Below are 17,017 nucleotides of genomic sequence, written 5' to 3' on the forward strand. Positions count from 1 at the left end.
GTCACGCCCCGCCCGCCCCGATTCACCCACACCCCCGAGGAGGCAGTCCCTGTGACCGCCCGCAACCCGTCCAGCAACGCGCCCGATCCCACCGTGGCCGCGTCGCCACCGCCGACGCCCGTCGAGCCCGCGCCCACGGAGCCCGCCGCGACACCCGCAACCGCCGCGCCTCCAGTCGCCGCCGCGACACCCGCAACGCAAGAAGCGACTCCGGCCCCCGCGGCACCGTCAGCACCTGCGGGCCCCTCGGCCTCAACGGCTTCCCCCGCCAAGCCGAAGAAGGGGACGGAGAAGCAGACCACTGCCGCACCGTCCCGTCCCCGGCGCACCGGCGGCGGTGGCCGCGGGGTCCGGCCGGTGCGTGCCCTCGACAACGGCGACCGCGGGCGGCTGCTCGCCGGTGAGCACCACGCACCACACGATCTGCTCGGCGCGCACATGGTCCGCGGCGGTGTGGCGCTCCGGGTGCTGCGTCCGTACGCGCGTTCCGTGACCGTCCTCGCCAAGGGGCTGCGGACGGAGCTTCACGACGACGGCGACGGGCTGTTCTCCGGGCTGCTGCCGATGCCCGCCGTCCCCGAGTACCAGCTCCTGGTCGGCTACGAGGACAACGAGATCGAGGTCCAGGATCCGTACCGATTCCTGCCCGCGCTCGGCGAACTCGATCTGCATCTGATCGGTGAGGGGCGGCACGAGGAGCTGTGGACGGCCCTCGGCGCGCAGCCCATGGAACACCAGGGGGTCAGGGGAACACGGTTCACCGTCTGGGCACCCAATGCCCGCGGGGTCCGGGTCGTCGGGGATTTCAACTACTGGGACGGCACGGGCTTCCCGATGCGCTCGCTCGGTTCGACCGGGGTCTGGGAGTTGTTCCTTCCCGCGATCGGGGAGGGCGCGCTCTACAAGTTCGACATCTGCCGGCCGGACGGTTCCCACACGGTGCGCGCCGACCCGATGGCCCGCCATGCCGAGGTCCCACCCGCCACCGCCTCGATCGTGACGGCCTCGCACCATCAGTGGCGGGATCAGGAGTGGATGGCGCACCGCGGGGACGTACCCGTGCACGAGGCGCCGTTCTCGGTGTACGAGGTGCATCTTCCGTCCTGGCGCCCCGGTCTCACCTACCGCCGGCTCGCCGAGCAACTCCCTTCATATGTAAAGGATCTGGGGTTCACACATGTGGAGCTGATGCCAGTCTCCGAGCATCCGTTCGGCGGTTCCTGGGGCTATCAGGTCACCGGTTTCTTCGCCCCGACCTCGCGGATGGGATCGCCGGACGACTTCCGGTATCTCGTCGACGCACTGCACCGGGCCGGCATCGGCGTCATCATCGACTGGGTGCCCGCGCACTTCCCACGGGACGACTGGGCGCTTGCCGAGTTCGACGGCCGTCCGCTGTACGAGCACTCGGACCCGTCCCGGGCCGCGCACCCCGACTGGGGCACGCTCGAATTCGACTTCGGCCGCAGGGAGGTGCGCAACTTCCTGGTCGCCAACGCCACGTACTGGTGCGAGGAGTTCCACATCGATGGGCTGCGGGTCGATGCCGTCGCCTCGATGCTCTACCTGGACTACTCGCGCGAGAACGGGGACTGGGCTCCGAACGAACACGGTGGCCGGGAGAATCTGGATGCCGTCTCCTTCCTCCAGGAGATGAACGCCACGGTCTACCGTCGCAACCCGGGCGTCGTCACCATCGCCGAGGAGTCCACGGCCTGGGACGGCGTCACGCGCGCCACGCATCATGCCGGCCCCGGCGGTTTCGGCGGACTCGGTTTCGGGCTGAAGTGGAACATGGGCTGGATGCACGACTCCCTGGAGTACATGACGAAAGAGCCCGTTCACCGCAAGTACCACCACAACGAGATGACGTTCTCGATGGTGTACGCGTACAGCGAGAACTACGTGCTGCCGATCTCGCACGACGAGGTCGTGCACGGCAAGCGGGCTCTGGTCAGCAAGATGCCCGGCGACTGGTGGCAGCAGCGCGCCAATCACCGCGCGTACCTCGGCTTCATGTGGGCCCACCCGGGCAAGCAACTCCTCTTCATGGGACAGGAGTTCGCCCAGGGCGCGGAATGGTCCGAGGGACACGGTCCCGACTGGTGGCTGCTCGACCCGTCGTACGCGGCGGAGGCGGACCACCGGGGTGTACGGGACCTGGTGCGTGAGCTGAATGCGGTGTACGCGGCGACACCGGCGCTGTGGCAGCGGGACACCGTCCCCGAGGGCTTCGCCTGGGTCGACGGCGGAGCCGCCGAGGACAATGTCTTCGCCTTCCTGCGTTTCGACGCGGACGGTGCGCCGCTGCTCGCGGTGTCGAACTTCTCGCCGGTGGTCCGCCACAAGTACCGGCTGGGCGTGCCGCCGTCCGTGTCCGCCTGGGCAGAGGTGCTCAACACGGACGCGGCACGGTACGGCGGCGGTGACGTCCTCAACCCGGATCCGCGGAAGCCGGAGTCCGTCGCCGCCCACGGTCACCGCACGAGCGTCCAGCTCACTCTGCCGCCGCTGGCGACGCTGTGGCTGAAGCCGGTGTGATGATCCCGAGCCGCTGGGTGGCCCGGGTCAGCGCCACATAGAGATCGTTGGCGGTCATCAGCGCGGGCGCGACGACGAGAACCGTGTCGAACTCCAGGCCCTTGGCCTGGCGCGGGTCGAGCAGGACGACGGGCCGGTGCAGATCCAGCGGCCCGTCGTCGAGTCCTGTGAGTTCCGCGTGGAGCTCGCGCGGGGCGATGACGGCGAGCCTGCCCTCCGCCGGGGTCTCGGCCTCGGCGAGCCCGGCCACGTCGGCGAGCGGCAGGGTGCGCTCCCAGGGCCGTGCACCGGTGGAGCGGATGGAGCGCGGGGGTTCGAAGGCGGGATCGGCGGCCCGGCGCCGCACGGCCGCGTACTCCATGATCTCGGCGGGCGTACGGTAGTTGACCCCGAGCCGGGCCAGCTGCCAGCGGTCCTGGACGTACGGCGCGAGGATCTCCTGCCAGGAGTCGCAGCCTGCCAGGTCGCCGGTCTGGGCCGGGTCGCCGACCAGGGTCATCGAGCGGGTCGGGCTGCGGCGCATCAGCAGCCGCCAGGCCATGGCCGACAGCTCCTGCGCCTCGTCGACGATGATGTGTCCGAACGCCCAGGTCCGGTCGGCGGCGGCGCGCTCGGCGGCGCTGCGGTGGTCGGCCTCCTCCTGACGCTCGGCGAACCGTTCGGCGTCGATGATGTCGTGCGCCGCGAGGACCTCGGAGGCGTCCTCGTCGATGTCCTCCTTGTCCTCGAACTCGTAGGTACGGGAGGCGTACGAGACGTCGAGGACGCCCTGCGCGTAGGCGATCTGGCGGGCCCGCTCGGCCTCGGCGGCGGCCCGGGCGGCGGAGTCGTCCGCACCGAGGAGCTCGGCGGCCTCGTCGAGGAGGGGCACGTCGGCAGGTGTCCAGGCGGCCTTCTCCGCGCGCCGGAGCAGCTCGGCGTCGTCCTCGGCCAGATGCGTGGGCTCCTCCAGATAGCCGGCGAGGAACTCCTGCGGGGTGAGCGGGGGCCACAGGGAGGTGATGGCGGCGTGCACCTCCGTGCTGGCGGCGATGCCCTTGCCGAGCTGGGCGATGTCGTCGGGGCCGAGGAAGTTCGGGCCACCGTAGGGGTCGGCACCGATGCGGTCGGCGAGTTGCATGGTGAGATCGTCGATGATCCGGAAGGCGAAGGTGGGCAGGGCGAGATTGTGCGGCAGCCCGGTCTCGCGGGCCTTGTGCCGCGCTTCGACCGCCATGTCCCAGTCGAGGATCAGCTCCCCGTCGTCGTGCGCGATGACGATCGGCTCGCCCTTCTCGGGCACCTGCTGCCGGTCCCGTACGGCCTCGGCCAGTACGCCGGCCATGTCCGCCCGTCCCTTGACGGCGGCGGCCGCGGGGCTGTCGGTGCCGGTGGCGTGCACGCCGGGGAACAGTTCACCGACCGTCGACAGCAGCACGCCGGTCTCACCGAGCGAGGGCAGCACGTCGCCGATGTAGCCGAGGAAGGCCGGGTTGGGCCCGACGATCAGCACGGCCCGTTTGGCGAGCTGCTCCCGGTGCGCGTACAGGAGATACGCGGCCCGGTGCAGCGCGACCGCGGTCTTCCCGGTGCCCGGCCCTCCCTCGACGACGAGCACCCCGCGCTGCGGGGCGCGGATGATGTGGTCCTGCTCGGCCTGGATCGTCGAGACGATGTCGCCCATCCGGCCCGTGCGGGCGCTGTTCAGCGCGGCGAGCAGCACCTCGTCGGCGTCGTGCGACTCGTATCCGGTGCGGGTGGTGTCGGCGAGATCCATGATCTCGTCGTGCAACCCGGTGACCGTGCGCCCCTGCGTGGTGATGTGCCTCCTGCGGCGCAGCCCCATCGGTTCATACCCGGTCGCGAGATAGAAAGGCCGCGCGACGGGAGCCCTCCAGTCGATCAGCAACGGGGTCCGCTCGGCGTCGTCCCGCCGGATTCCGGTGCGCCCGATGTGGTACGTGACTCCGTCGCGCCTGTCGATCCGTCCGAAACAGAGTCCCGTGACGGCGGCATTCAGCGAGGCGAGCGAGGCGGAGTACTCGGCGACGCTGACATCGCGCTCCACCCGCGCCTGTCGATCGGTGCTGAGCTGCGCAATCGTGGCGTGCATGGCGGCTTCGGCCGCTACCCGGAGCTGGTCGAGCCGCTTGTGCGCGAGGGAGACGAATTGCTGTTCCTGCCGCATTTCCTCGGTTGACAATTCAGTTCCTGACGCGATAGAGTATGTTTATTGAAAGTTTTCCGCATATTGCGCTCCATGCGCACACGGAACTATTCAATATAGGCGAAGAAATACCCCGGCCGTCAATTCGGACCGGGGTTTTTGTTTGCGTCCGATGGCCCGCCCGCGAGCACGGGGAAGTCCGACGGCAGCGCCGGCACGGGCTCCTCCGGTGCGTGGACGGGATCGACCGGATCGCCGCCCAGCAGCCCGGCCGCGACGGCGCGAGGCACCCAGCAGCTCGGAACAAGCTCAGAAAAAGCTCTGAAATCAGGCCTGTTCGGATTGACCGTGCTTCACACGGAGATACCCCTCGCATACGCACATTCATCCGGAGCACGTCCGGATCGGGGGCTGCCATGTGGACCACACTCGCACTCATCGACGCCGCGACCGCACTGGTCGCTGCCACCGCCTGCCTGACCCTCTCCGGTCGGCGACTGCTGCCGTGGCGGCGCCAGGAGCGCGCGCCCGAACTGGGTCCGTATGATGCGGCGTTTCTGGCGGGCGGACCAAAGCGGGTGGTGGAGGCGGCGCTCCATACCCTGTGGGGCAGTGACAACAACGTCGTGATCGGGTCGGGTGGGCGGCTGCGGTTGCCCGAGCCCTGGACGGAACCCGAGCATCCGGTGGAACGAGCCGTGGTCGAAAAATGGCGGACAGCGGGCTCCACGACGCCGACGCTGCTGCGGGTACGGGCGGTGCGGGCCGGGGCCGTACAAGAGCTCGGCGACCGGCTCGTCTCGTCCGGTCTCCTCATGGCCCCGCCCCGCGCCCGGGCCCGGCTGTTCGCCGCGCGAGCGCTGGTCGCCGTGGTGTGCGGCACGGCGGTCCTGACCGCCTTCGCCGTCCCGCAGGGGCTGCGGCAGACGACACCGTTCATCGCGGTGGGCGCCTGCTGTCTGGCCGTGCGGGTGCTGTGCCCGGCGCGGGGTCCGCTGACCCCGGCGGGCCGTCGCCGCCTCGCAGCGATACGTACCGGCGAGCTGTGGGCATCGGCTGCGCTCGGGGCCGTGGTCTTCGACGGGCGGGGCGGATTGCCGGGTGAGCACCGACGCTCTCGGCGCCGGGGCGGGGGCCGTCTGCCGTCGGTGGGCCGGATGCTGATCAAGTACGGAAAGGCACTGGATTCGGACGACGCCGACCGGAGCCCGGACAGCGGCGGCACCGGCAGCGACCACAGCTCCTATGGATCCGGCAGCTCCCACGACTCGTACGGCTCGCACGGCTCCTCGTACGACGGAGAAGGTCACCACCACAGCTGCGGCGGTGGCGGGAACTACTGAGCGTTGCGGCTCACACCTTCTCCGCGTACGAACTCGCCCAGTGGCCTACAGGCATCGCCAAGTCCGCCGCACGCTCCCGGCCGAGATGTGGAAACGGACACGCTCTCCTGCACGGATGGTTCGCAACCCTTCAGCCACGACCTGCCGGTGATCGAGGCCGTATGCTGATCCTCGTCGTCTCGGACGATGATGCCTACTTGAAGATCATACCGAATGCCCGCAATGCGGACAAGCTTTCCAGGCTGCCTGAATCTGCTCGCCGCAAGCGTTGCATTCTCGTCGCCGCAACTGGCCACAGTACGGACAAGCAACCCAATTGCTGTCCTCGATGACCTTGACGCATCGCGTACATCGGGGCCGCTGCAAGGGGCGCTCACGTTGCACCCACTCGAGTATGTCCAGGCCAACGCACAACGTGATGGGCACTGATGCCTACCGGGCCGAGTGCAAGCGACTGGCTGCTGTCGACCCTGCCCGCCGGGCAAAGACCAGAGCAGGATCTGCGGCGGGGAATGGCGCGCCGCGCGAGGTCGTCGAGGCGATCCTGCGGGGAGATCTCAAGTCCTACAGCCGCCGGACCGGGCCGTTCGCCTTCGAGTGATGGAGGCGGCCGAGCGGCGTGGACGGCCGCCCGGCCCGGGATCTCACGCCCGCATTTCGGACGAGAGGGTACAGGTTGACGGCTGCGGCCTCGTAGGCAGGCCCGGGCAGCCGGTGCGGGCACAAACCGGTCTGGGGCATCGAGGCGGGGAAGCTCGACACCGACCGCCCCTGGGGTGCCCTTGTCCTGGCCCTCTGCCGCTGTGACGGCAGAAGGCTGCCGTACGCGGATCCCCGACCACCGCACCGGCACCTCCACGCACAGCTTCTGTGCAGCAGAACCCGTGCCACCCGCGACGGCGGGAAGCCTCGGTTGTCCGAGGCTTGCCGCCGGTCAGCGCTTCGCCACGGCAGGCAACGAGAGGCTTGCGGCGTAGAGGATCAAGGCAACGCTCCATGCTGTGACGCTGTCCGACGGCTGAAGTGGCAACGCCCACCAGCGCGCAGAGACAAGACCGCTGGGGTCGTAGGACCGACCGGTGTTCGCAACGCCCAGCAACAGCATGAGACAGACAGCACCCGCTGCCGCCTCGTTGCTCAGCGCCTGCACCACAAGCGCGATGGCGAGCAGCAGCATGGTGTTGCGCGCAACCTCCATGCCGACCAATGGACCGAGTAGGTGAAGCGCTATGACGAGGGTCGTGATCGCGAGGCGATCCCACAGCATGATGCGAGCAACGGCCGTGCGTTCTACTGCTGTGAGGCGTCGTTCGAAGCAGTACATGACTGCGATCACCAGCAGGAGAGGCGCGAAATATCGGACGGGGACGCCGCCAATTCCGCCCAGAATCGTCGGTAGCGGAACCTCTGCGCTGCCCACTTTCAGACACACGGCACAGAGCAGAGCCAGGGCTGTGAGGGCTACCCACCAGCGCCTTACCGGAGTGAGGTAGATCCTCACGATGCCACCGACTGGCAGTAGTCCTGGCTCTGGACGTGTCTGGTAAACCATTGCACTTGCTCGGCCGACGGAGTTGCCAGAACGTTCTGCAGCTCCTTCCACCCTGAATCGGTCATCGCAGCGCGTATAGATTTCTGTGGGACACCCGCAGCCACCAGGGCCCAGGCTTCCTGAAGCGATGGTTGGTGGCAGTCGCGCACGCCAGCGAGTGCGGCGATGCCTCCAACTGCCGAGTCCGCGATGGTCGACTCGACATGTTGAGGCGACCAACTGGTGTCCCAGTTGAGAGGCCAGACGCCCGGCTTGGTTGGTTGCTTGTCCGATTCCATCCGCAGTGTCTCAGGCGCCGGAAGTCCTGCCGCATGCAGAGAGCGTAGGACGGGCAGAACATCCTCGCGTATCGCGGCGGCCTGGTTCGCATATTCATCGGGAAGACACAAGGCAGGCGATGAGCCGACGCATGTGGTGTGCCCGGTTCGGACCGTCGTGGCCAGCGAGTAGCTCCAGCTGACGACGAGGAGCCTTCCGAGGATGAAGGTGCAGGCCACGATCACTGCGCTCACGGCCAGTATCCATGGACGACGACGCACTTGAATGAGTAGGGCAGCAGCACCCGCGAGTCCGAAGGAGACCATCCACGGTATCCAGTAGACACTGGGATCAAGCACGTCGGTGAGGGTGGAGCCTTCGCTGATGAAGCCCCCCAGGTGGCGCCAGAACGGGGTCTGCATCGCCTGGGTCATGGCGAGCAGGAACCAGCAGAAGACTGCAGCGGTCGGTGCTGCAACCCCGCGGGGGAGGAGCTGTCCCAGCCCCCATCCCACCACCATCCATCCACAGGGCAGAACGACAAGATGCGCTATCGGGAGTAGTCCAGGAACATCCGGACTCGGCCAGACACCCGTCGCCGACCTGGCGACAATCAGCGCGCCGACGACGAGCAGAGTCTGAAGTACGAGGACCGGGGCAAGCGCTCGGAGGATCTGGGAAATCATGCTGCGGGTCGCGACGGTTCGAAGTGCCCCCAGCTGTCGCTGCCGACCAGACTCCCATGCCGCCGCACCGGCCGCGGCAGGGGCGATCACGACTATGGCCCAGGAGGAGAGCTCTCCGGAGGATATTCCGTATCCGGGAACAGCGCTGCCGCCTGATACGAACATGGCCATGTAGATCAGAGCGGGCAGTGCAAGCCACGGTGTTGCGGATCCCCGCAGATTCCCGAAGAAGATCACAGCTCCACCGCATCCAGCAATGTTGAGTAGGCACTTTCGAGTTGGCGCCCTGGGGCGCAATCAGGAGAGGCGTGCGACTGGAACTCGCTCACAGGGCCGTGGAATTTTGGTACACCGTTTTCGAAGACCACAACTTCGTCGAATGTTTGATCAAGGTCCACTATTTCATGAGTGGATACGATGACGGAAACATTTTCGGGAAGCTTGTCGAGTACGTCATGGAACCTGCGGCGTTGAGCAGGGTCCAAGCCCACGGTAGGCTCATCGAGCAGTAGAAGTTCCGCCTCATGAACGAGTGCTTGCGCAATCGCAAGGCGCTGCTGCTGACCCCCTGAAAGCGTAGACACCTTGTCGTTTGATTTCTTTTCCAGCCCTACACGCTCAATTGCTGTCGGTGCAGCCTTCCAAGCCTCTCGCTCACTCAATCCCTTAAGCCAGCCGACATATGCTACGTGTTCCCGGCATGTCATTCCGGGCAGGAAACTGGGGCGCTGGGGAAGCCAGGAGACCTTCCTGCGATATTCGCGCCGTTCGCTACGTTTTATGGCGCACAGATCGTTAAGGGTGATTTCCCCCGAATGTGGCACAAGGGCGCTGGCGCCGAGTGAGAGAAGTGTGCTTTTTCCGGCTCCGTTAGGGCCGAGCAGGACGGTGCGCGGTGCGGCAAATTGCAGGTCGAGCCTGTCGATTACCGGATTCTCTCTCCGCTTGTAGCGGAACGAGCAGGACTGGAAGTGCAGTGCCATGAAGGCGACCTCGTAAAAGGAAGGGCCCCGGCCGACGGGAGGCCGGCCGGGGAAGGTGGGATTAGTACGAGACCGTTAGGGACTTAACGGTGGTATACGAAGCTCCGCTGATGTACTCGTTCACGGCGAAGTAGTAGTCACCATTGCCGTGAGCGTTCCAGTTCCCGGTGGACGTGTAGGTGGAGCCGTTCAGGCAGTTTGTGAATGCGGCAGTTGTGTAGTACGTGTCGGGGCTCAGGGAGATATCCTTCGCCAGGGTGACGTGAACTGCAGTGAGGTCGGTCGAGCATCCGGTGAACTTGATGGTGGTCGCGGTGTTCGGCTCGTACCAACGGCGTGATTCGAACCCAGTGGGCACGCCAGTAAGGCTGCTGCTCCAGCTAGCGGCTTGGGCGGGTACCGCGAGTATCCCCAGGCCGGCTGTAACGACGCCGAGCAGGACGATAATGGCTCTGCGGGCAGAATCGCGCATCGAATCGATGCGGGCAGAAAGAGATCGCAATTTATGCGGCTTCCACTATGCGAGATGGAAACGGGGCATGCGGAGACAGGATCCCCCTAGTCCCCCCCCCGTGGCACGGAATTCTCGCAGGCGGGGAATTAGCCCCCTACCGTTCCGGCGAAAGTAACCGTATGACAATGATCGAAAGTGATCAAGGCATCACGATGTTCGATTAAAGGGGTTGACTTGAAGCTGCCTGTCCGATTTGCGTGATTCTCCCGAGCTTTCCTAATCGGGGATGCCCTCGTTAGGCGGATAATGCCTCCGCATTCCCCTCATATTTGGCGACCTTGACGCTGCGTCACCTGCCCTCGCCATATGCGCCTGGTGGCTGATTCTTTACGTACGACTACCCGGCCGTAAGAGCGGCGGCGGATGCGCGGGCCCTGGTTGCACTGGGCGCGCTTGGTGATCTGCTAAGGGCTTGCCGATCATCAACGTGTCGTCTTGATCTTGCCGTTGGGGCACGACCCCGGCGTTGTTCCACTATGTCCGGTTTAGCGATGGTTGATCAGATGCCGTAGGTGGTGAAGGCGTCGTCGTGGTGGTGGGGGTCGCGGCGGGCGTGGGCGATGTTGGCGCGGTCTGCGAGGCGGAAGGCGTTGATCCCCAGGTTGCGGAAGCTGGCCAGTGCTCGGGGTGCGGTACCAGTCCTGACCTGTGAGTTGTCTTCGTGGAAGGTCACGTCGCGGACCCAGTGGAGCCGGTTCTCGACTGTCCAGTGTTGCCTCTCGTGGTAGTTGAGGTGAGCGGGGCTGGCGAGGTCGGTGGGCAGGCTGGTGACACCGAGGACGACTTCCTTGGAGGTCCAGTCGCCGTCGAGGTCGCCGGTGTCCCTTCGTAGGCGCGCGAACAGCCCTGTGCCGCAACCGATATCGGCGATGCGGTCGTTGGCGGTGAGCCTCAGCGCTTCGGCGATGCGGGCCGACATCCAGGGGATGTAGTCCGGCCCGTACACCCAGTGCTCGTCGTACTCGGCTGCCAGCTCCTCATAGTGCCCTTGTACCTCGCGCCGCTCCACGATCCCCCTCGCGCATCGCAGGTCTTGATGTGCTGGACAGCGGCAGGCTATCGCGCCGTACAGGACCGGCAATACCGTGTAATGCGCCGCTCCTCCACCGCCGGTTCGGCGACGTCCGGCGGCGCAGCGAGCAGGACGGTGATCCTCGTCAGGAGTTCATCCACGTTCGCCAGGGCCTGGTGATCAGCGCACGGTACGTGTGATGGGACGGATTGCGCCCTGAGTGCGAAAGAGCCCAGCCTTGCGGAGCGTCCCAGTCCTCCGCCGCAGAGGAGGACTCTCCGCAGACGACACACAGCATGGCGTACGTCTGAGAGCCTGTCGGGTGACCTTCGATCGGAGAGCGGACGCGGCGTGGTGCGTGCGATTCCAAGGCGCCGGGATGGCCTCGTAGCGGAGCTACTAGGGCATTTCGGCAACGCCGGAAGCGTGCGTGCCACGCCGCGTCCGCCCGATCAGAGGTCGCCCGACAGGCTCTGAGGCTCGGCATCCGGCTCCTGGTTCGGCGCGAGGGTCCAGTGGACGTGCCTCACGATGGCGCGGAGCCCGCTCATGCTTCGCGCCTGGACTCGGCGTTCAGAGCAGCGAGGCGAACGGTCAGCTCCTGGCGCGAGGAAAGCGCCTCGATGCCGTCCGGCTCGGCCTCCCACGACAGTCCGCCGCCGATCGGACGGAGTTGGATGCGCCCGCCGATGGTAGCCATCACCACCCCGAAGTGGTCGGTCTTCGTGTCCTTGACTACCGCCCCGATCCGGGGGCCGGTCTGCTGGTTGTTCGCCATGACCAAGACGGTACGTAGACCCTGAGTAACCAGCCAGATGCGAAGCGATGCACTCCGGGTCACCATTCGTCAGAAGTCCATCGAAGTAATGCAGTTATCCAAACACGCCTAGATGAGCGCCTACCGTGCGCATGTCGGCAGTAAGGGTCCGACGCTTCTTCGTGATCTCTTCGAAGGTGATTGCGGCGGCCCTCTGGTGGCGGAACCATTCGGGTGCGACGTGATCCAGACGGGACAGCTCTTCCATGGCGGCCGAAGGGTCGCCCGTTCGGACGCGGGCCCGAGCCAAATCGAGGTAGTACCGGTTCCCGTCGTTCGTGCTCGGCTTCCCCAACTGCTTCCACGCCTTCGGCTGGAGCTCTTCCACCTCGCCGGACTTCCGAACCACGGTCCGTGCATCGCCGGTGACCATTGCGTCCTCCAGCTCCTTCATTGCGGCGGTGACGGGCCCGAACTGAGACCAGTGGCGCAGGAGGTTGCGGTGCGACACACCCACGGCCTTCGCAGCCGTACCGGCCGCCCTTCGGAGTGCCTTGGCCTCCTCCGGGCGGTTGTTCCGCGCCGCCGCGGCAGCGGCCTCCATCGCGAGACCACCCCAGGTCGCGTACGCATCCACCGTGGCCCCCTTGATCTTCGGCTCGACGATGTCCATGGTCGCGACGGCAATGTCCTCAGCCTCGTCGAACCGTTCGGTCCGAATGAGTACGAAGCACATGCCGCCCACTCCTGACGCCGCAGTCAGCTCGTTGCCGGCCAGTCGGGCATCGCTGATGGCTCCTTTAATGGCCCCGTGGGCAAGGTCGTACTGCCTGATCTGGGTCAAGTACCGCCCGGCCAGCTGCAGGGCCTCGGAGCGGGCGCGCAGGGCGTCCAGGCGCTCGCTCCCGTGGTCGTAGTAGGCCACTGCGTCGTTCGCGGCACGGATGAGAGCCGGAAGATCAGCGGCAATGCTCTGATAGCTGTCCCCGTAGTAGAGGAGCGCGCTGTCGTGGGTCATGCGGCGCAGGCGACGGATGTCGGGCGCATCGCCGGTCGGCGCTTCAGGCGGGGCCAGGCTGACGGCCGGGGTCAGGGCGATTCGGAGTCCGCGGAGATTCAAGGTGTTGAGGTTGTCGTGAGGCACGGGCTTCGGAGCTCCAGCCGCCATCAGGTTGGAGGTCTTCACTCCAAGCGCGCGGGCAAGAGCGTGAAGTGTCTCCATTCGCACACCGTCGTCGCCCTGCTCGATCTTCCTGACGGGGCCGACTGACAGCCCCGCTCGGTGCGCAAGCTGCTCTTGGCTGAGTCCGGCAGCGCGACGGCATTTCCTGAGGCTGTCAGCGAGTTCGTCCGACATGCGACACCACCCTTCCCGATTCAGCGTACGCCGATTGAGAGACAGGAAAGGGCCCTCGCCAAAGGCAGTGCCGCCCTGCGACTCGGAACCTGAGTTCCGGGCTTCGAGGGTCGAGGTTCGAGCTCCGGGACCGGCCGGTTCACTCCTTCGTGGGTACGGGGAGGGGGCCGGTCCCGGCGCTTGAGCTTCGGGATCCGGGCGTCGGGATGCGGGCTCCGGGATTCGAGCGCTCCTGGTCAACCGGTAGTTGAAAGAAGGGGGTTGGGGAAACTTCCCTGCCCTCCCCGACCCGTCACGGCCAGCAAGTACGACTAATCGTGACTGGCTTGCGGCGTGTGATCGCGGCCGCTTACGGTGCCCCCAACGAAACGACCCCGACACGGTGTTAGCGCACCGGGCCGGGGTCTCACCCCAAGATCGGAAAAGGCGATCTCGTGGCTACCGAGAACTTTAGCCCCGCCCTGCGTACACCCGCATCCTCGCGGCCGTACGCGAAGGCCAACCGCGGCTACGGCAAGCGGTCCGCACCAGACCAACGTCCGTCCCATGCAGATGACTTCATTCTGCTACCCGAGCGCGAGCGCTACATCGCCGGGTACGTCGACCATCTGCCCGATGGTGCGGCCATGGACATCAAGTCGCTGGCCAGGAGCATCCCCCTGTACGGGCAGATGGCCGTCGGCAGCGCCCTCAGGGCACTGGGAGTGGCCGGTCACCTGCGGCACGTCCAGTGCCGGGTCGAAGAACGCGGCCAGGTCCGTTGGGTCACCCGTACGTTCTGGTCCCGCACCGCCCGCGACAACGAATGGTGGGGTGCCTTCCTGGACGCCGAGAACGACCAGGCCGCCCAGGAAGCAGCCGCAACAACCGCTCCCCAGCCGCCACTCCGGGTACCCACGGAGGCGCCTGCTCCCCAGGCCGACGCAGAATCACCAGCCCCCATGACACCGGTCGAGCCCGCAGCGCAGCCCAGCTCGCCCGCTCCCGCACCCGTCATACCGCAACAGCGGAACCCTGACCCGACCCCGGGGCACCCCTCGCCCGCGTACCTCGTCCTGGCCCAACTGGGCCGAATCGAACCGCGCCTGGCCCTCTCCGCCACCGACTGCACCGCCCTGGAGCCACTGGCCGCCCAGTGGTTCGCCCGGGGCGTGGACGCCGACTACCTCACCCATGCCCTCACCTCCGGCCTCCCCACCCAGGTAGGCTCCCCCATCGGCCTCGTACGCCGCCGCCTCACCGACAAGATCCCACCCCACCTGCCCACCACCCCGGCACCGGCCACATCAGGCACCCCCGTCCGCCGCCTGATGGTGGAATGCACCGAATGCGGCACACCCGGCCCGTCCGAGGCACTCCCCGACGGCCTCTGCCGCCCCTGCCGCACACCCGCCCTGGGTCAAGCCCCGACAGCCCCCGCCGACCCGCCCGTCGCACGTGACATCCACGCACTGGTCGGCGCCCTCCGCGACCTGATGAAAACTCCCTGAACGCGTCGAGCTGCACAGGCGGTGCGCAGACGGCCGCCTGGAGATGCGTACGTCCCGCGTCACACCGTCTCGAACACGTCCTCCAGCTCCTGGAGGAGCCTGCGCTTGGGCCTGGCGCCCACCATCGACTTCACCGGTTCGCCGGACCGGAACACCATCAGGGTCGGCATCGACAGCACCCCGTACCGGCTCGCGATCCCGGGGTTGTGGTCGACATCGAGCTGGACGACCTTGATGCGGCCGGCTTCCTCGGCGGCGATCGAGCTGAGCACGGGGGCGAGCTGGCGGCACGGTCCGCACCAGTCAGCGGTGAACTCGACCAGGACGGGGAGTTCGGCCCCCAGCACCTCCCCGTCGAAGGTGGTGTCGGTGACCTCGGCCACGCCCTCTGCATGAATCATCTGTCATCCTCCCAGTTCACAACGTGGTTCCGGGCCGCCAGGAAGCTCGGCCTCGGCCTCCAGCTCGGCCCTCGCGAGTTCGGCGCCCACCTGGGCGCGGACCGACTGGAGCTGCTTGATGAGCGAGTCGAGCTCGCCGAGCTTGCGCCGGTAGACGGCGAGCGAGGCGGGGCAGGCGTCACCGGCCGGATGGCCGGCACGCAGGCAGTCGACGAACGGCCGGGTCTCCTCCAGGTCGAACCCGAAGTCCTGCAGGGTCCGGATCTGCTGCAGCAGCCGCAGATCGTCCTCGTCGTACGTGCGGTACCCGTTCACGGCCCGCCGCGCAGGCAGCAGTCCGCGTGACTCGTAGTAACGCAGAGTCCGCGTCGTCGTCCCGGCCCGCGCGGCCAGCTCCCCGATTCGCATGTGCCGACGGTAATCCTTGACGCGGACGTCAAGGCAAGCTCGGAACTCCCCGTCTCCGCCGCGCAGGTGACGGACGGGGCTCGCCGCCGCGTTCGTCCTGCTCGCCGCCGGCTGCGCCGTGCCGTCGGCAACGCGGGAGCGGAAAAGGGGCGGGGCCGGTACGGAAGTTCCCGTACCGGCCCCGCCCCGCGCGCGTGACTAGACCTTCGCCGTCACGTCCGCTGTCACGCCGTCCCTGGGCTCGGGAACATCCGTCGCGCCGTGCGGATCGTTCTGGGTGAGCGTCTTCTCGTCGAACGGGATGGCTCCGGCCAGCACCTGGCCGACCCTTTCCCTGTCGATCTCCTTGGTCCAGGTGCCGATGAGCACCGTGGCGACGGCGTTGCCCGCGAAGTTGGTGAGGGCGCGGGCCTCGCTCATGAAGCGGTCGATGCCGATGATCAGGCCGACGCCGTCGACCAGGGCGGGCTTGTGGGACTGGAGCCCGCTCGCCAGCACGGCGATGCCGGAACCGGAGACACCGGCCGCGCCCTTGGAGGCGATCATCATGAAGAGGAGGAGCGAGATCTGCTGGCCCAGCGCCAGCGGCTGGCCCATCGCGTCTGCGATGAACAGCGACGCCATGGTCAGGTAGATCATCGTGCCGTCGAGGTTGAACGAGTACCCGGTGGGCACGGTGATGCCGACGACCGGGCGGCTGACACCCAGGTGTTCCATCTTCGCGATGAGGCGCGGCAGCGCCGACTCGGAGGAGGACGTGGAGAGGATCAGCAGGAACTCGCGGCCCAGGTACTTGAAGAGCTGGAAGAGGTTCACCCCGGTCACCAGGCGGAGCAGGGTGCCGAGCACCAGGACCACGAACAGGATGCAGGTGATGTAGAAGCCCAGCATGATCGTGGCGAGCGCCTTGAGCGCGTCCACGCCGGTCTCGCCGATGACGGCGGCCATCGCGCCGAACGCGCCCACCGGGGCCGCCCACATGATCATGGACAGGACGCGGAAGACCAGCTTCTGGATGTGCTCGATCCCGCGCAGCACCGGCTCACCGGACGTGCCCATGGCCTGCAGCGCGAAGCCGACGAGCAGCGCGACCAGCAGGGTCTGGAGCACCGAGCCACCGGTGAAGGCCGACACGAAGGTGGTCGGGATGATGCCGAGCAGGAAGTCGACCGGCCCTTCGGCGGCGTCGCTCGCCGCCGTGTGGCCGACATCCTTCACCGACTGCGTGAGGTGCATGCCTTCGCCGGGGTGCAGCACATTGCCGACGACCAGGCCGATCGCGAGCGCGACCACCGACATGGCGAGGAAGTAGCCGAGCGCGAGGCCGCCCACCTTGCCGATCTTGGCGGCCTTGCGGACCGAGCCGACGCCCAGCACGATCGTGCAGAAGATGATCGGCGAGATCATCATCTTGATGAGGTTCACGAAGCCGGTACCGATCGGCTTGAGCTCCACGGCGACCCCGGGGGCCACGAAGCCCACCAGGATGCCGAGTGCCACAGCGCCGATCACGGCGAGATACAGATAATGCGTGCGGTCCCGCCTGGCGGCTGCCACTCCCACGGGGTT

16 protein-coding genes are annotated in these 17,017 nt (G+C 67.1%); 4 read left to right on the top strand and 12 right to left on the bottom strand.

Going from position 1 to position 17,017, the window contains the following annotated elements:
• Window positions 1–51 precede the first annotated feature (51 nt).
• Complete coding sequence (gene glgB / locus AB0N06_RS05405; protein ID WP_366133380.1) at window positions 52–2,541, top strand: 1,4-alpha-glucan branching enzyme; 2,490 nt, start codon at window positions 52–54, stop codon at window positions 2,539–2,541.
• Here glgB and AB0N06_RS05410 read toward each other — a convergent pair.
• Window positions 2,498–4,708, bottom strand: coding sequence for a UvrD-helicase domain-containing protein (locus tag AB0N06_RS05410; protein ID WP_366133461.1), 2,211 nt, complete (start codon window positions 4,706–4,708; stop codon window positions 2,498–2,500). The two genes, glgB and AB0N06_RS05410, sit on opposite strands and share 44 nt — an antisense overlap.
• Window positions 4,709–5,103: 395 nt before the next feature.
• Between AB0N06_RS05410 and AB0N06_RS05415 the strand changes: the two genes are divergently transcribed.
• Complete coding sequence (locus tag AB0N06_RS05415) at window positions 5,104–6,030, top strand: TIGR04222 domain-containing membrane protein (RefSeq protein WP_366133381.1); 927 nt, start codon at window positions 5,104–5,106, stop codon at window positions 6,028–6,030.
• Window positions 6,031–6,234: 204 nt separating this feature from the next.
• Here the strand turns inward: AB0N06_RS05415 and AB0N06_RS05420 are convergent, their stop codons facing one another.
• Window positions 6,235–6,456: a zinc ribbon domain-containing protein gene (locus tag AB0N06_RS05420; RefSeq protein WP_366133382.1), complete on the bottom strand. Its 222-nt coding sequence runs from the start codon at window positions 6,454–6,456 to the stop codon at window positions 6,235–6,237.
• On the opposite strand from AB0N06_RS05420, the gene AB0N06_RS05425 reads away from it, so the two are divergent.
• Window positions 6,449–6,631 carry a hypothetical protein gene (locus AB0N06_RS05425; protein ID WP_366133383.1) on the top strand — a complete coding sequence of 61 codons (183 nt, stop codon included), beginning with the start codon at window positions 6,449–6,451 and terminating at the stop codon, window positions 6,629–6,631. The genes AB0N06_RS05420 and AB0N06_RS05425 overlap by 8 nt on opposite strands.
• Window positions 6,632–6,964: 333 nt before the next feature.
• On the opposite strand, the gene AB0N06_RS05430 is transcribed toward AB0N06_RS05425, so the two are convergent.
• The 7 genes from AB0N06_RS05430 to AB0N06_RS05460 all read right to left on the bottom strand — a co-directional run bounded on the left by AB0N06_RS05430 (window position 6,965) and on the right by AB0N06_RS05460 (window position 13,149).
• On the bottom strand, window positions 6,965–7,462 hold the full coding sequence (locus AB0N06_RS05430; RefSeq protein ID WP_366133384.1) for a hypothetical protein: 498 nt from the start codon (window positions 7,460–7,462) through the stop codon (window positions 6,965–6,967).
• Window positions 7,463–7,527: 65 nt separating this feature from the next.
• The gene (locus AB0N06_RS05435) at window positions 7,528–8,763 is read right to left on the bottom strand and encodes a hypothetical protein (RefSeq protein WP_366133385.1); all 1,236 of its coding nucleotides are present in this window, start codon (window positions 8,761–8,763) and stop codon (window positions 7,528–7,530) included.
• A complete protein-coding gene (locus tag AB0N06_RS05440) occupies window positions 8,760–9,509 on the bottom strand; it encodes an ATP-binding cassette domain-containing protein (protein WP_366133386.1) in 750 nt (249 codons plus the stop codon). The genes AB0N06_RS05435 and AB0N06_RS05440 overlap by 4 nt, the downstream gene beginning before the upstream one ends.
• 61 nt (window positions 9,510–9,570) lie before the next feature.
• Complete coding sequence (locus AB0N06_RS05445; protein ID WP_366133387.1) at window positions 9,571–9,867, bottom strand: hypothetical protein; 297 nt, start codon at window positions 9,865–9,867, stop codon at window positions 9,571–9,573.
• Window positions 9,868–10,522: 655 nt separating this feature from the next.
• Entirely contained in the window at window positions 10,523–11,032 is a 510-nt protein-coding gene (locus AB0N06_RS05450; protein WP_366133388.1) for a transposase, read from the bottom strand.
• A 550-nt stretch (window positions 11,033–11,582) separates the two neighbouring features.
• Window positions 11,583–11,813 carry a hypothetical protein gene (locus AB0N06_RS05455; RefSeq protein WP_366133389.1) on the bottom strand — a complete coding sequence of 77 codons (231 nt, stop codon included), beginning with the start codon at window positions 11,811–11,813 and terminating at the stop codon, window positions 11,583–11,585.
• Between the two features lie 94 nt (window positions 11,814–11,907).
• Window positions 11,908–13,149, bottom strand: a complete 1,242-nt coding sequence (locus AB0N06_RS05460) for a helix-turn-helix domain-containing protein (protein WP_366133390.1) — start codon at window positions 13,147–13,149, stop codon at window positions 11,908–11,910.
• Between the two features lie 434 nt (window positions 13,150–13,583).
• Between AB0N06_RS05460 and AB0N06_RS05465 the strand changes: the two genes are divergently transcribed.
• Window positions 13,584–14,639 carry a MarR family transcriptional regulator gene (locus tag AB0N06_RS05465; protein ID WP_366133391.1) on the top strand — a complete coding sequence of 352 codons (1,056 nt, stop codon included), beginning with the start codon at window positions 13,584–13,586 and terminating at the stop codon, window positions 14,637–14,639.
• Window positions 14,640–14,698: 59 nt separating this feature from the next.
• Here AB0N06_RS05465 and trxA read toward each other — a convergent pair whose 3' ends face one another.
• From trxA to AB0N06_RS05480, 3 genes are all read right to left on the bottom strand, one after another.
• Window positions 14,699–15,040, bottom strand: coding sequence for a thioredoxin (gene trxA, locus AB0N06_RS05470; protein ID WP_366133392.1), 342 nt, complete (start codon window positions 15,038–15,040; stop codon window positions 14,699–14,701).
• A gap of 3 nt (window positions 15,041–15,043) precedes the next feature.
• Window positions 15,044–15,448, bottom strand: a complete 405-nt coding sequence (locus AB0N06_RS05475) for a MerR family transcriptional regulator (RefSeq protein ID WP_366133393.1) — start codon at window positions 15,446–15,448, stop codon at window positions 15,044–15,046.
• A gap of 198 nt (window positions 15,449–15,646) precedes the next feature.
• Window positions 15,647–17,011: a cation:dicarboxylase symporter family transporter gene (locus AB0N06_RS05480; RefSeq protein WP_366133394.1), complete on the bottom strand. Its 1,365-nt coding sequence runs from the start codon at window positions 17,009–17,011 to the stop codon at window positions 15,647–15,649.
• Window positions 17,012–17,017 lie beyond the last annotated feature (6 nt).

This window comes from Streptomyces sp. NPDC051020, assembly GCF_040683105.1.
GTDB lineage: Bacteria > Actinomycetota > Actinomycetes > Streptomycetales > Streptomycetaceae > Streptomyces.